The 13,682-nt window shown below is 66.6% G+C and carries 14 protein-coding genes; 6 read left to right on the top strand and 8 right to left on the bottom strand.

What is annotated here, in order from left to right; genetic code table 11:
• Window positions 1-11 precede the first annotated feature (11 nt).
• From Q9246_RS05455 to Q9246_RS05425, 7 genes are all read right to left on the bottom strand, one after another.
• Window positions 12-422 (bottom strand): nuclear transport factor 2 family protein, encoded by a 411-nt coding sequence (locus Q9246_RS05455; protein ID WP_306396035.1) that lies wholly within the window; start codon window positions 420-422, stop codon window positions 12-14.
• Window positions 423-544: 122 nt separating this feature from the next.
• Window positions 545-1,762 carry an NAD(P)/FAD-dependent oxidoreductase gene (locus Q9246_RS05450; protein ID WP_306396034.1) on the bottom strand — a complete coding sequence of 406 codons (1,218 nt, stop codon included), beginning with the start codon at window positions 1,760-1,762 and terminating at the stop codon, window positions 545-547.
• Window positions 1,762-2,082 (bottom strand): non-heme iron oxygenase ferredoxin subunit, encoded by a 321-nt coding sequence (locus tag Q9246_RS05445; protein ID WP_306396033.1) that lies wholly within the window; start codon window positions 2,080-2,082, stop codon window positions 1,762-1,764. The genes Q9246_RS05450 and Q9246_RS05445 overlap by 1 nt, the downstream gene beginning before the upstream one ends.
• 1 nt (window position 2,083) lies before the next feature.
• Entirely contained in the window at window positions 2,084-3,355 is a 1,272-nt protein-coding gene (locus tag Q9246_RS05440; protein ID WP_306396032.1) for an aromatic ring-hydroxylating dioxygenase subunit alpha, read from the bottom strand.
• Between the two features lie 20 nt (window positions 3,356-3,375).
• Window positions 3,376-3,861 carry an aromatic-ring-hydroxylating dioxygenase subunit beta gene (locus Q9246_RS05435; RefSeq protein WP_306396031.1) on the bottom strand — a complete coding sequence of 162 codons (486 nt, stop codon included), beginning with the start codon at window positions 3,859-3,861 and terminating at the stop codon, window positions 3,376-3,378.
• Window positions 3,862-3,900: 39 nt separating this feature from the next.
• Window positions 3,901-5,004, bottom strand: coding sequence for a cupin domain-containing protein (locus Q9246_RS05430; RefSeq protein ID WP_306396030.1), 1,104 nt, complete (start codon window positions 5,002-5,004; stop codon window positions 3,901-3,903).
• 41 nt (window positions 5,005-5,045) lie between these two features.
• On the bottom strand, window positions 5,046-5,900 hold the full coding sequence (locus Q9246_RS05425) for a fumarylacetoacetate hydrolase family protein (protein WP_306396029.1): 855 nt from the start codon (window positions 5,898-5,900) through the stop codon (window positions 5,046-5,048).
• Window positions 5,901-6,080: 180 nt separating this feature from the next.
• Here Q9246_RS05425 and Q9246_RS05420 point away from each other — a divergent pair, with 180 nt between their 5' ends.
• Window positions 6,081-6,797, top strand: coding sequence for a GntR family transcriptional regulator (locus Q9246_RS05420; RefSeq protein ID WP_306396028.1), 717 nt, complete (start codon window positions 6,081-6,083; stop codon window positions 6,795-6,797).
• Window positions 6,798-7,093: 296 nt separating this feature from the next.
• On the opposite strand, the gene Q9246_RS05415 is transcribed toward Q9246_RS05420, so the two are convergent.
• Window positions 7,094-7,780: a YoaK family protein gene (locus Q9246_RS05415; protein WP_306396027.1), complete on the bottom strand. Its 687-nt coding sequence runs from the start codon at window positions 7,778-7,780 to the stop codon at window positions 7,094-7,096.
• A gap of 539 nt (window positions 7,781-8,319) precedes the next feature.
• Between Q9246_RS05415 and Q9246_RS05410 the strand changes: the two genes are divergently transcribed.
• The 5 genes from Q9246_RS05410 to Q9246_RS05390 all read left to right on the top strand — a co-directional run bounded on the left by Q9246_RS05410 (window position 8,320) and on the right by Q9246_RS05390 (window position 13,666).
• Window positions 8,320-8,769, top strand: a complete 450-nt coding sequence (locus Q9246_RS05410) for a RidA family protein (protein ID WP_306396026.1) — start codon at window positions 8,320-8,322, stop codon at window positions 8,767-8,769.
• Between the two features lie 459 nt (window positions 8,770-9,228).
• Window positions 9,229-9,564 (top strand): DUF3649 domain-containing protein, encoded by a 336-nt coding sequence (locus Q9246_RS05405; RefSeq protein WP_306396025.1) that lies wholly within the window; start codon window positions 9,229-9,231, stop codon window positions 9,562-9,564.
• Window positions 9,561-11,222: a PepSY-associated TM helix domain-containing protein gene (locus Q9246_RS05400; protein WP_306396024.1), complete on the top strand. Its 1,662-nt coding sequence runs from the start codon at window positions 9,561-9,563 to the stop codon at window positions 11,220-11,222. Before Q9246_RS05405 ends, Q9246_RS05400 begins: the two co-directional genes overlap by 4 nt.
• On the top strand, window positions 11,219-11,545 hold the full coding sequence (locus Q9246_RS05395; RefSeq protein ID WP_306396022.1) for a DUF3325 domain-containing protein: 327 nt from the start codon (window positions 11,219-11,221) through the stop codon (window positions 11,543-11,545). The genes Q9246_RS05400 and Q9246_RS05395 overlap by 4 nt, the downstream gene beginning before the upstream one ends.
• Window positions 11,546-11,602: 57 nt before the next feature.
• A complete protein-coding gene (locus tag Q9246_RS05390; RefSeq protein WP_306396020.1) occupies window positions 11,603-13,666 on the top strand; it encodes a TonB-dependent receptor domain-containing protein in 2,064 nt (687 codons plus the stop codon).
• The last annotated feature ends 16 nt before the right edge of the window (window positions 13,667-13,682 follow it).

Genomic DNA, 13,682 nt, shown 5'->3' with positions numbered 1-13,682 from the left:
AATCCAGATTGTTATTCGGCCGGCAGCAGGCGGCGGCTGGTCTTGCTGCGGATGCGCCACTGCCCGTCCTCTATCACCAGCTCGTCAGTGCAGTCGCGCAGGCCGGCCAGCTGCACCGGTCCGGCGCGGCCATCGGCGTCGACCCGCGCTTCATGGGCGCTCAGGTAGAAGCGCACGCGCGCCTGCGCCGCGTCGGCCTCCTCGATCCACAGATTGGTCACGAGATGGGCGGTCTGGCGCGCCGGGTCGCGCCCTTCGAGCGCCGCCAGCACGGCGGTTGGACCGACAAGTTCGGCGCCCTGGCGATGCCAGACGCCGTCGTGCGCCATCAGCGCGGCGCAGGCGCCGTGGTCGCGCGCATCGAGGCCGGCAAAAAAGCGGTAGACCACGGCCGCGATGGCATGCAGGTCTGGCGTTGTCATGACTGCGTCTCCTGGTTGTCGACGGTGCTGGTGCCCGTCGTTTCATGGTGCCTTATGGCAAATTGCCGGGCAAGTGGCGCCCTGGAACAAGACTTGTTCCGGGGCGGAGCCGGTGCCCGGGTTCAGGCCACTACGATCTGCGGCAGCGGCACTGCCGGATCGGCAAAGCGCGCGGCATCGATGCGCGCGCCATCGGCGACGAATTTGCGCAAGGTGCGAAAATCGCGCGGGCTGTTGGTGACGATGGCCGACAGCGCGCGCCCCTGCGCATCGAGCTCCATCGACACCATCCTGCCCGGCCCGATGCTGCGGCTGAGCTGCTGGTGACCGCTGCCGCAGACCCCAGCCAGCTGCACCATGGTCTCGTACTGCTGCGACCAGAAGTACGGCAATGGCCGGTAATCGACCTCTTGTCCCAGCGCGGCGCGGGCGGCGGCGATGCCCTGGTCCTGCGCGTTCTGCCAGGATTCCAGGCGCAGCACGCCGTCGTCGGCATGGATCGCGGTGACGTCGCCGGCCGCATAAATATCGGGATCGGAGGTGCGGCACTGGCGGTCGACCACGATCCCGCGCTCGCAGCGCAGCCCGGCCGCGCGCGCCAACCCGTCGCTCTGCACCAGTCCGATGCCGACCACCACCAGGTCGAAGGATTCACGGCTGCCGTCGGCGAACAGCGCGCTGCAGCCCTCGGCCCCGGCCTGTTCGAGCGCCTCGATGCCGCTCGCCAGGCGCAGGTCGACGCCGTTGGCGCGGTGCAGTTCGGCCAGCATGTTTGACAACAGCGGCGAGGCGCTGCGCGCGCACAGGGACGGCCCGGCTTCGACCACGGTGACGGCGCAGTCCAGCGCGCGCGCCGCAGCGGCAGCTTCCAGCCCGATCCAGCCACCGCCGATCACCAGCACCCGCGCGCCGCGCCGCATGGCGGCGCGCAGGCGCCGGGCATCGTCCAGCGTGCGCAAGGTATGCACACAGGCGGCATCGATGCCGGGCAGTTGCGGCAGGCGCGCGTGGCCGCCGGTTGCCAGGATCAGCTTGTCGTAGGGGATGGCGCTGCCGTCGTCCAGCACCACGGCGCGCGCGCCGCGGTCGATGCGGCAGCAGCCCAGCGCGGGACGCCAGGCGATGTCGAGTGCGGCCAGTTCGGCCGCCGGCAGCAGGAACTCGAACGGCGCGGGATCAAGCTGCAGCTGTTCCTTCGACAGCGGCGGCCGCTCGTACGGAGGATGGGCTTCGTCGCCCACCAGCACGATCCGTCCGGCGTATCCTTCGCTGCGCAAGGTGCGCGCGGCCCAGGCGCCGGCCTGGCCGGCGCCGATCACGACGATCGTCGGCGCCGCCATCAGGCAGTCTCCTCGAGGTAGATGACGCCGTCTTCGACTTTCACCGGATAGGTGGCCAGGTTGACGGTACATGGCGGGCTGCGCACCTCGCCGGTGGCGATGTCGAACAGCCCCTGGTGCAGCGGGCATTCGATCATCTCGTCGACGATATAGCCCTCGGACAGGCTGGCGTTACCGTGCGGGCATTTGTCCTGTGTCGCGCGCACGTCGCCGCCCAGCAGGTACAGGCACACGGCCTCGCCGCCATGGGCGACGCGCAGGGTGCCGGTTTCAAGCGGCACGTCCGCTACTTTAGCAATGGGGATCCAGGTCGCGCTCATATCACAGCCCCATCGCTTCGCGGTAATACTGGTAGAAGGCGCGGATCAGCACCTCGGTCACCATATAGTCGGTCGGCTCGGTGTCGCGCCCGCCCATCTCGATGATGCCCGTCGAATCCGGATAGCCGGTCACGCCGATCTGCATCTGGCTCAGCATCTCGCTATCGTCCATCGACACGAAGCCGGCTGGCCCCAGCAGGTTGGCATGCTTCAGGCGCAGGCGCTGCATCTCTTCGTCGTCGTCCTCGTAGCCGTAATACGTGAACACCAGCTCGTGCTCGGTCGGGCTGCGCGGGATCACGTGGCGGGTCTTGAGCGAATTGGCCTGGATGCCCATCTGCGCCGCCGGGAAGATCCAGGCGCCGCCGACCCGTCCGCGGTTGAATTCGGCGCGCGGCGTCACGGTTTCCTTGTCGAGCAGCTCGAGGTCGGAGCGGAAGCGCCCCATCTCGGCCGTGGCATCGGTCACCTTCTTGCCTTCGTTGTGCGACACCATCACGCTGTGCTTGCCGCCGCCGGTCGGGATGTTCTCGGACTTCGAATCGGCGCGCCACAGGCCGAAGGTGATGTAGAAGGTATGCAGCAGCGTGGCGTGGTAAGGGTCCTTCAGGTTTTCGAGGTACATCTTCCAGTTGCTCGGAATGAGCTGGCGGCTGTAGCCGAGCAGGGTCAGCTTCTTACCGGGGAACATGTGGTCGATCTCGGCCAGCACTTCGGGGCCGCAGTATTCCTCGAAGTCGGGTGCGTCGGCGGCGAAAGTGGCCCAGATCGAGCCGCCGCGGTTGACCGTGCGCAGCTTGTTGAGGCTGTTCTCCTTGTTGCTGAAGTCGCGCGGCATGCCGCCCTTGCCCAGCGCGCCGCGCTTGAACGGCACGCCTTGCAGGTTGCCGTCGAGGTCATAGTTCCACTGGTGGTAGGGGCAGGTGAAATCCTTCACGGTGCCGGTGTTCTGCCAGCAGATCTGGGCTCCGCGGTGGGCGCAGCGGTTCTCGATCACGCTGATCTCGCCATTCTCCTTGCGCACCATGATGACCGGACGGGTGCCGATCCACTGGCGCTTGAAATTGCCCGGTTCCGGGATCTCGCATTCGAGGCCGACATAGTTCCAGGTCTTGCCGGCAAAGAAGACATCCATCTCCTTCTGGAAGATCGCCTCGTCGGTGTAGATCCAGTTAGGGATACGGGTGAAGCCCTCCTCGGGCCAGCGGCGGTGGAAGACGATCGGTGCTTGCGCTGGCGGCGCGTCGTGCTCGTGGTTGCAGGGGGAAGTCATGATGGGTTCTCCAGCGGCGTTTAAACGGGAATGATCAGCGAGGTGCGGACGCGGTAGTTGTCGCACACGCAGTCGCGGTCCTTGAGCAGGAAGCCGTCGGCGGTGCGCACCAGCGTATCGATGTAGCGGCCGACCATATTGACCACCGGCTCGCGGTCCGACTGCGATTCGACGATCATGAAATTGGCTTGCGCCTCGATGGTGTCGCCATCGATGCGCTTGACCTTGATCGCGCTGATGAAGTGGCGCAGCGAGCGCGGCTCGTACATGGTGGTCTGGCGCAGCGCAAGCACGCGGTCCTTGACCATGTTCTTGTTGAGGCACAGGATCAGGCCATACGGCAGTTTCTGGTCGTAGTTCTCGCGCGCGGTGACGCGGTAGCGGCAATCCTCGACGAAGAAGTCGGGCCAGCGCTCGAGGTCTTCCTCGTCCAGGCAGACGGCGTACTCTTCATAGAAGTCGCGCAGGTCGGCGCGCAGTGCGGCATGTTCACGGGAATAGGTCATGACGGTCTTTCGGTGGATGGTCGGTGGATGGCGCCCGGTTCACAGCGAGCCGCGGTTGCTCTCGAAACCGGGCTGGCTGCCCAGTGCGATGATCGGTTCGTACGAGCGCTCCTGCCAGATCAGCGATTCGATCCCGATATGGAAGGGATGGTCCTGCACCGTCAGCGACGACACCGTCTCGGAACCCGAGTTGTGGGCGTGCATCGCCCAGCCCGGCGCCGACAGCAGCAGGTCGCCGGCCTTCCAGTCGAAGCGGCGGCCCTCGACCATGCTGTGGCCATGGCCGCGCAGGTAGTAATTGATCGCCGACGAGCTGTGGCGATGGGGCACATGGCTGTTGTTCGGCGGCGAAGACGAGATGGTCGCGAAGAAGCTGTGGGTGGTGCCGTTGCGGCGCTCGGTGGCCGGGTTGTAGAGCACGAACAGGCGCCGTCCGTTATAGCCCTTGGCCAGGTCTTCGACGCTCGGCAGGTAGCCGGCCACCTTGGCATATGGCCAGTGCAGGGGCTTCGATTCGACCACGTCGATGTCGATCAGCCACTCATACCCCAGCAGGTGGGCGCCGTCGTCGCCGATCTGCTCACGCAGGGCCAGGTCGCGCGCCCGGCTGACGTCGCCGCGCGGCGCGGCCGGGGTGGTGTTGCGGTCGGCCGGCGGCACGTCGCCTTCGAATTCCTCGGCGAAGTGCACCTCGAGCTTTTCCAGCACCGGCGCATTCGAGTACGACAGGCGCACCCAAGGCTGCTGGCCGGTATTGCGGTACGAGTGCACCTGCATGGCAGGAGTGTTCCAGACGTCCCATTTCTGTACCGCGATCTCGCGCTTGCCGACCACCGCCACGCCTTGGCCGGACAGGCAGATCTCGAGCATGTTCGAATTCTTGCGCAGGTTGAGCGTGCTCTCGCCCGGGTTGACCACATTGATCGTGACGTCGGTCGACGGCGCGAAACCCAGGCCCGGCAGGGTCGCCTGCGGATGCACGATCAGCGCGGCGCGGCGGCCGTTGGCCGGCTTCGGCAGGTTGATGAGGCGCTCGATTTCGAGGTCGATGTCTTCCTTGCTCACGATGATGGAGCTCCACTTCGTCTGCTCGCGTGGCGCAGCGCCGCTCACGTCGACAAATGGCTTGTAGATGTCACTCATGGTCTTGTCCTGGAGGTGGTGTGGGTAAGTGTTGGCAAGCGTCAGGTGGCGCTGGTGGCCGGCGCTTCCTGGATGACCGGATTGACCAGCACGCCGATGCCGGCGATCTCGATTTCCAGCCGGTCGCCGGCCTGCATCCAGACCGGCGGCGTGCGGCTCGCGCCGACCCCGCTCGGGGTGCCGGTGGCGACGATGTCGCCCGGGCGCAGGGTGGTGAATGTGGATATATAGGACACCAGGCGCGCGACCGGGAACAGCATGTCGGCGCTGTGGCCGCGCTGCATCTCGACGCCGTTCAGGCGACAGGCGATGGCCAGGTCTTGCGGCGCCGCGATCTCGTCGGCGGTCACGATCCACGGACCGATGCTGCCGCTGCCGTCCCAGTTCTTGCCGGCCGTGACCTGGGCGGCGTGCTTCTGGAAATCGCGCACCGAGTTGTCGCCCAGGCAGGTATAGCCGCCGACATAGTCGAGGGCGTCGTCGACGCTGGCGTGGCGACAGTGGCGGCCGATCACGACGGCGAGTTCGGCCTCGAAATCGAACTGGCTCGATGCCGCAGGCCGCACGATGGCTTGTTCGTGTCCGACGAAGGAATCGGCGAAGCGGATGAAGATCGATGGATAGGCTGGGGTCTCGCGCCGGCTCTCGGCGATGTGCAGGGCGTAGTTGATGCCGACGCAAAGAATCTTGCACGACGGGGTGACCGGGGCGCTCCATTCGACGTCGGCGCGCGCGATGCGCGCCGGCTGCCGCGCCAGTGCCTGGCCAAGCGCCAGTAGCCCGGCCGCCAGGCCGTCGCCGATGGTCGGCCACTGGTCGGCGAGCGGCGCGATGCCGGTATCGGTCACGACGCCCCAGCCCTCCCGGCCGCGGAATCGGTAGCTTGCGAGTTTCATGTCTGTCTCCGTTGCAAGAACAATGTATCGTCCTGCGGCGTCAAAATTGCATGCATTTCTTGGGAAACAACGCCGTCTTTTTCTATTTGAGCCGATTATTGCATGCAATTCTCACATTTACAATCACCTGTGCGTTGTAAATCGGTACAATTGCATGCAATTGAAAAGAGGTAGGCAGGTATGGCAACCCAAATCGCTCATGTGGTCTCGCACTTGCGGGACCTGGTACTGTCGGGTGAACTCGCGCCCGGCGAACGCATCGTGGAGATCCCGTTCGCGGCCCGCCTGGGCGTGTCGCGCACGCCGTTGCGGCTGGCGCTGATAGAACTGGAAACAGAAGGCCTGCTCGAGCGCCTGCCCACCCGCGGTTACCGGGTGCGCTCGTTTTCACTGGAAGACATCGCCGAGGCGGTGGATGTGCGCGGCGTGCTGGAGGGGATGGCGGCGCGCATCGTGGCCGAGCGCGGCGCGAGCAGCGCCGAACTGGCCAGCCTTGAGGACGTGGTGCGGCGCGGACGCGCCCTGCTCGACACGGCATCCCGGCCGGGCGCGGTGCTCGATGCCGAGGCCTGGCGCGCGATCAACGGCCAGTTTCACCGCCTATTGGTGACGACCGCGAACAACCGCGCGCTGGCGTCGGCGCTGGAACACAATAACAAGATTCCGATGGCGGGGCCGGGCGCCCTGCCCCTGCCCGAAGTGCCGTCCGACCTGGAGCTCGCGTTCGTCCATCGCGCCCAGGCCGACCACGAAGACCTGCTGCAGGCCATCACCCGGCGCGAAGGCGCGCGCGCGGAAGCGATCCTGCGCGAGCACGCCTATCGCAGCCGCGAGAACAAGCGCATCCTGATCGCGCGCATACGCAAGGAGAAGGAAGGGGCGGCCGACGCTTCCTGAGCTGCGGATGCGTTTCAACTTGTCCACGAGGACGATGGTCACGCTACATCAGCTGCCCCGGCAGCGGTAGCTAATTGGCGCCAATGAGGTTGCCGGCGCACTGCGGCTGGTCGACGCCGTGGAACGGGTCAGGAACGGCTGCCGCCGCCCCTGTTCGGCGAGACCAGCGCCGCCAGCGCATCCATGGCCAGCGACAACCGGTTCTTGTCGTTCTGCCAGGTGTGGGCGTGGTCCGCCCCGGCCAATGCGCCCAGGCGCCACTGAACGCCTTCAGGCGGATCTTCTTCATGCCGTTCTCAGGCCTGGTCGAGGCTCGGCCGCAACATGTGCAGCACCAGGATCGCCACCGGCACCGCCAGCGCCACGAAGCCGTATGCCAGGAACAGGAAGGCGCCCGCCGCACAGCCGATGGCGAAGCCGAACAGCGGCCAGAAGAACTTGCCACAGCGCGCAGTCGTCGCCGCGTCGCCAGCGCCGCGCAGCACGTCGACCGAGTCGATCACCAGCTGGGTCACGTTCCCGGTCATCATCGAGGTCGGCGCCAGGTGGGCCAGCAGCAGCTTGCTGGCCGCGCTGTGCGCGCCCATGGCGGTGGTGCCGAGCAGGCCGGCCGCCATCGCCAGCTGCGACATGTCGCGCTGCACCGGCTCGGACAGCATGCCGCAGACCATGAAGGCGAGCAGCAGCGCCAGCTGCAGCAGGTAGGAAGGCCGGTGCGCATCGACGCCGAGCCGTTCGCACCGGACGACCAGCAGCCGCATCGCGGCGATACCGACGATGAAGGCCGGGAAGGCCAGGATCTTCAGCAGCGACGGGATATGGACCGGGTCGGCCAGCGCCGCGCCGAGCAGCACGAAGTTGCCGGTGACATGGGCCGTGAACAGGCCGAACAGGCCGATGAAGCCCAGGGTATCGACATAGCCTCCGAGGAAGCCCATATTGAAGCCCTGCAGGCGCGATGGTGATGGTGGTGGATTCGTCATGGTTGGAACGCGGAGGAGAATGCAGGTCGGAAAGTGAATCGGACCTGGATGCGGTTATCGGGCTGCGATCGGCGCCAGCAGCTCGTGCGTGCCTCGAGGGTCTGGCGATCGATGTGTTGCGAATGCCCTGGGGTCAGGACGTCGCGTCGTGGATTGCTCATGAAGGTCTCCTGGTGGTAGCGGTCGACCGCGCGCCGCACGGTCGTTGAAACACCGTGCCGGCCCTGTGGAGGGCCGGACTCGTCATCCGGGGTGCGGGCGGGCGGCGCGGACAAGCGGCCCGTGTTCGAGCGGCCGGGCCTGGCGCCGACCGCATCAAGTATGAGCACGCCCTCTCCGCAACGATAGAATCAGAATGCTCTTTTGCAGGGTGCAAGGCCCTGGCCACTGGCGGAGCGCGACGCCCGGCCGTCCATCGACTCGATAGCACGAATCTTCAAGCGCCAGCGCCAGGAGCCGTCACAGAATATGGCCTCCCTCAGGCCTGCGGCAGCCCGCCGCGCCATGGCCATGATCGACCAATGCGATAAGGAGACTGCATGAACACGAACACCAATCTCGAACGAAAGACCGCCGCCCACGGCGTCCCTTGGGAAGAAGCCTACAGTTATTACCAGGCCGTCCAGGTCAAGGATGTGATCTATGTGTCCGGCCAACTCAGCCACGACAAGGATGGCAATTTCATCGCGCCGGCGGAGCTCGGCGCGGATGGCAAGCCGGTCGACGGATCGGCCATGGAAGCGCAAATGCGCCAGACCTACAAGAACGCCATCGCCATGCTCGCCGAATTCGGCGCCACCCTCGATGACGTGGTCGAAGAGACCTTGTTCGTAACCGACGTCGAGGCGGCGTTTGCCGTTGCCGGCAAGGTCAGGAAAGAGATGTATGGCGTGCCGCGGCCGCTGTGCGCGAGCAACCTGATCGGCGTTGCGGGACTTTCACAGCCGGTGCAGCTGATCGAAATCACCTTCCGCGCCGTCCTGAAATAGCCTGGACCACGGGTCGGGTCCGAACCGTCGCGTTCCGCTTCGTTCCCGACATCAGGCAAGAACCGCATGGCGCATGCGCCAAGCGCCCCCCCCCTGGCGGCCGACATCGTCGGGGAAGCAGGACAGCATTGCATGCCAGGCGCCGCGCAACACTCCTATCCGCGCGCCACGCATCGTGGCGACCGTTCGCCACGGCCGGCCGTCTTCAACAGCTGCCTTCCCGTACCCGCAACGGGTCGATTCCGCTTCTGCCCCCAGCTTGCAACATTTTGACAAACTTTTGATAATGAGGATGAGTATGATTCTCATTCACAAAATAATGATGTCTGCAAAGCAAGTTCTCTCCGTCTAAGGCGCCAGCGTCTACCTGCCGGAAACCGGCTCGCCTTGCACGGCAAACGATGCCGTTCGCCTGGCACAGGCAGCGACGGCCACACGCCAACCTGTCCAGACCACGCCATGCACCTCACGCCAAGCCGGAAATCGCCGGCGCCCCCCCTGCAAGCCGGGCTCGCCCGCTACCGCTGGACCATCGCCCTGCGCAGCATCGCCGCCATCGGCGGCGGCTACGTCCTCGCCGCCGCCAGCGCCGACTGGCTCGGGCGCCTGCTGCCCGTCCTCGGCATGAGCCGGCTGGAGGCGGTCGCCACCGCCACCATGCTGGCCTTCATCGTGCACGCCTGCGCCGCCATCTGGGCCTTCGCCGTCGCCAGCACCCGCCGCGCCACGCTCGGCATCGTGCTGCCGGCGGCCGTGCTGGCCGCGGGCGCCTGGGCCGCCGGAGGTGCGGCATGAGGCTCGACGGCAAAGCGGAAGGCCTGCGCCAGTCGATGTCCTGGCTGCACACCTGGACCGGCATCCTGCTCGGCGGCCTGCTGTATGTGATCTTCTTCACCGGCACCCTGAGCTACTTCCAGGACGAGATCAGCCTGTGGATGAAGCCGGAACTGCATGCATCGGTCCCGCCCGCGACCACCGAACTGAGCGCGCAGGCGGCCATGGCCAGCATGGCGCGCATCGCGCCCGACGCCTCGACCTGGACATTGACCCTGCCCACCGAACGCCGCACCACGGTCGGCGCGAGCTGGCGTCCGCCGGGCCAGGAAAACGCCGGCCGCGCCGGCCTGAAACGGGCCGAACTCGATGCCGTCACCGGCGAGCAGATCACGCCGCGCGAGACCCGCGGCGGCGGCTTCCTGTACCGCTTCCACTTCGAGCTGCATTCGATGCCGCGCGCGGTCGCGCGCTGGATCGTCGGCATCGCCACCATGTTCATGTTCGTCGCGATCATCAGCGGCGTCATCACGCACAAGAAAATTTTTGCGGACTTCTTCACCTTCCGTCCGCGCAAGGGCCAGCGTTCCTGGCTCGACGCGCACAATGCCAGCGCCGTGCTGGCCCTGCCCTTCCACATCGTGATCACCTTCAGCGGCCTGCTGCTGTTCATGGCCACCCTGATGCCGTGGGCGATCGAGTCCGCCTACCAGGGCGACCGCCAGGCGTATAACGCCGAACGCCGCGGCGGCGGCGCCCAGGCCGAGCAACGCGCCCCGCGCGGTCCACGTGGTGGGCGCGACGGCGCCAGCGCCCAGCCGGCCGACCTGGCGGCGGCGATCGGCCCGATGCTGGCCCAGACGCGCCAGGAATGGCCCGGCCGCAGCGTCGGCACGATCACCGTCAATCGTCCCGGCAAGCCGAATGCGACCGTCGAACTGCGCGAACACGGCAGCGAAAGCATGATTTCGCGCGGCGCATCCAAGCGCCTGCGCTTCGACGCCGCCAGCGGCAAGCTGCTGGACAGCCCGCCAGCGCGGCAGCCATCGACCGCCAGCGCCATCTTCAACGTCATGGTCGTGGCCCACCTGGGCGACTTCGCCGGCCCGGCCGTGCGTTGGCTGCTGTTCCTGTCCGGCGTGATGGGGACGGCGATGGTCGGCACCGGCATGGTGCTGTGGGTGGTCAAGCGCCTGCCCGAGCGGCGTAAGCTCGGCCACACGCCCTGGGGCCACCACCTGGTGGAAAAGACCAATATCGCGGTGATCGCCGGCCTGGCGCTGGCCACCGCCGGCTACTTCTGGAGCAACCGGCTGCTGCCGTTCGACATGGCCGGGCGCACTGGATGGGAAATCAATGCCTTCTTCATCGTCTGGCTCGCGAGCCTGCTGCATGCCATCGTGCGCCCCGCGCGCGCGGCCTGGATCGAGCAGTGCATCGCGGCCAGCCTGCTGTTCGCGCTGCTGCCGCTGCTGAATCCCCTGACCGGCGGCCACGGCCTGTATACCAGCCTGCAGGCCGGGCAATCCAGCATCGCCGCCTTCGACCTGGCCATGCTGGCGCTGGCGGCCATCTTTGCCGCGATCCCGTTCCACATGCTGCGCAAGCAGCGTCGCGCCGCGGCAGCAACCGCTCCGGCCGCGCCGCTCGCGCCTGCTTCCACCTCGGTGACGCCATGACGACCATCATCGTATTCGGCCTGTGCTACCTGGCCATGCTCGCCGTCTGCGCCACCATGGCGCGCCACGTGGACGACCTGCCGGCCAGCACCTGGCCCGCCGCTTCCAGGCGCCTGCTGCGCGCCGGCGGCTGGCTCCTGCTGGCGGCCGCGCTGGCGCCGGCGATCCACTACTGGGGCGTCTCGGTCGGCATCGCCGCCTGGCTCGGCCTGCTGACCTTTGCCAGCGCCGGCCTGGCGCTGCAACTGACTTACCGGCCAGCTTCGGTCCAGGGCGCCGCCCTCGCGGCCGGCGCCATCGTGATCGTGGCCTGGGCGCTCTGACGCCGCACATCGCGTTCGCAAGAAATACAACAACGTTTCAACAAGGAAGAGAGAGAAATGCACGATCGTACCCGCACCGCTCCAGTCAACTCACGGAAAAAAAGCCTGGCTGTCCTGATCCCCCTGCTGTTCGGCAGCGCCGCCGCCGTGGCGCAGCAAACGCCGGACCCGAAGATGCCGACGGTGGTGGTCACCGCTGCCGGCTATGAGCAGAACATCAAGGACGCGCCGGCCTCGATCACCGTGATCAGCGGCGCCGAGATCGCCAAGCGCTCGTACACCGACCTGGCCGACGTGCTCAAGTTCGTGCCCGGCGTGTCGGTCCAGGGCAGCGGCACCGAGCAGTCGATCTCGATCCGCGGCATGGGCAATGCCTACACGCTGTTCCTGATCGACGGCCGCCCGGCCCAGGGCGGCGACACCTTCGAACTGAACGGCCAGGGCCGCGGCCAGCAGATCGCCTTCATGCCGCCGCTGGACATGATCGAGCGGATCGAAGTCATCCGCGGCCCGGCCTCGGGCCTGTACGGCTCGGATGCGATGGGCGGCGTGATCAACATCATCACCAAGAAGATCTCGAAAGACTGGCGCGGCAGCGTGACCGCCGAATTCGTGAAGCCGGACGGCGCCAACGACGTCAACGGCGACGGCTACAACTCGAGCTTCGTCGTCAACGGCCCGCTGGTCGACGACGTGCTGGGCATCCAGCTGTCGGGCGGCTGGCGCGGCACCGACGAGGGCAGCGTGGTGCAGTTCGGCGATGCCACCACCGGCGACGCCGACTACAAGCAGTACAACCTCGGCACCAAGGTGACCTGGAAGGCGGATGCGCGCAACACCGTGACGGCGGGCGGCAGCCGCACCGAGACCGACCGCTACCGCCATCCGGGCCGCTCGCTGGCCGCGAACGCCGCCGCCAGCTACCAGGGCTCGACCAAGGACAATCTGTTCCTCGCGCACGACGGCAACTACAGCGACCTGCGCACCAGCACCTACCTGAACTACGACTCGGCCGACAATCCGACCACCCGCACCAATGCGCCGAGCGGCGCCATGCGCGGCATCGAATTCAATACGCTGACGCTCAACAGCCAGGGCACCTGGCGCGCCACCGAGGCGCACACCCTCACCGGCGGCTTCACCTACAAGCACGAAGAGCTGAAGGATGGCGCGACCAGCGCCGTCAACGCCCACAATATCGCCAACGACGCCTACGTGGAGATGGACCGCTACCAGTATTCGGTGTTCCTGGAAGACGAATGGCGCCTGTTCGACGGCCTGGCGCTGAGCACCAGCGCGCGCTACGACAACAACGAACAGTGGGGCGGCCACTGGAGTCCGAAGGCCTACCTGGTGTATCGCGCCACCGATGCCCTGACCATCAAGGGCGGCGCCATCACCGGCTACAAGGCGCCATCGCTGCGCAACTCGGCGCCCGACTTCTCGGCCACCTCGATGGGCGGCGTCAGCATCGGCAACCCGAACCTGAAGCCGGAGACCAGCCTGACGTATGAAGTCGGCTTCGACTACGACCGCGACGACCTGGGCTTCAAGACCAGCGCCGTGGTCTACCAGACCGACTTCGACGACAAGATCATCCGCTCGCCGGACTTCCTGTGCCGCCCCAACGTGCCGTGCGTCTACAACGGCCTGGAGTACCCGGCCCACCAGTGGGGCTACAAGCAGACCATCAACGTCGACAAGGCGCGCGTGCGCGGCGTGGAACTGGCGCTGGACTACCAGTTCACCCGCAGGCTCGCGCTGCGCTCGAACTACACGCTGACCGACTCCGAGCAGCTCACCGGCGCCAGCAAGGGCAGCCCGCTCAGCGACCAGCCCAAGCACGCCGCCAACATGGGCCTGAACTACGACCACTCGGAGGCCGCCAACCTCTGGATCCAGGCCGCCTATACGGGTGAATTCATCAGCACCGACCTGGTGAGCGGCGCCTCGACTTCGCAAAGCTATACGCTGGTCGACATGGGCGCGGTGTACCGGCCGGTCAAGAACGTGGCGCTCAAGTTCGGCATCTATAATGTGGCCAACAAGGATATCGCCAACAGCTCCAACGGCTATATGGATGGCCGCCGCTATGCGGCCACGGTCAACTACACCTTCTGACCCTATTGACCCGGCA

The organism is Telluria beijingensis, from assembly GCF_030770395.1.
Classification (GTDB): domain Bacteria; phylum Pseudomonadota; class Gammaproteobacteria; order Burkholderiales; family Burkholderiaceae_D; genus Telluria; species Telluria beijingensis.
This window is presented reverse-complemented; position numbering and strand designations above follow the sequence as displayed.